Annotated in this window: 1 protein-coding gene; it reads left to right on the forward strand. The window is 49.3% G+C overall.

The window, feature by feature from the left end; all coding sequences use genetic code 11:
- On the forward strand, nucleotides 1–839 hold an 839-nt coding region (locus R7190_RS26485; RefSeq protein ID WP_318137753.1), incomplete at both ends, for a pyruvate formate lyase family protein.

Below are 839 nucleotides of genomic sequence, written 5' to 3' on the forward strand. Positions count from 1 at the left end.
AGAGTTCATCAAGCTAGGTGTCGAGAAAGAAGATGCTTACAACTATGCGTCTATTGGCTGTATTGAAACCGCTGTTCCAGGCAAATGGGGTTACCGTTGTACGGGTATGAGCTTCATTAACTTTGCGCGTATTTTGCTGGCGGCGCTTAACGAAGGTGTGGATGCAACGACGGGCAAAGCCTTCTTGCCGCATGATAAGTCGTTGGCAAAAGGCAACTTCGAGAGTTTTGATCAAGTCACCGCTTCTTGGGCGGAGCAAATTCGCTACTACACACGTAAATCGATAGAGATCGATACTGTAGTCGACAGCGTGCTTGAGCAGCAAGCGCAAGATATTTTCTGCTCATCGCTGGTGGATGACTGTTTGGCGCGTGGTAAAACAGTAAAAGAAGGCGGAGCGAAATACGATTGGGTATCTGGCCTGCAAGTGGGTATCGCCAATTTGGGTAACAGTTTGGCGGCGATCAAACATTTGGTGTTTGAAGAAGCGCAAATCAGCCAAACGGAACTGGCAAAAGCATTAGAAGAAGACTTCGATGGTATTGAGAACGAACAACTTCGCCAACGCTTAATCAACTTCGCGCCAAAATACGGCAATGACGACGATTATGTCGACCAATTGCTGGCTGATGCTTACCAAGTTTATATCGATGAGTTGGCGCAATTTGTCAACACACGTCATGGGCGCGGGCCAATTGGTGGTGGCTACTACGCGGGAACATCAAGCATCTCTGCCAACGTGCCATTTGGCGCATCCACGATGGCAACACCAGATGGTCGAAAAGCGAAAACGCCACTGGCGGAAGGCGCAAGTCCAGCATCGGGCTCTGACCGTTTGG

Source organism: Vibrio sp. 1078-1, from assembly GCF_033340475.1.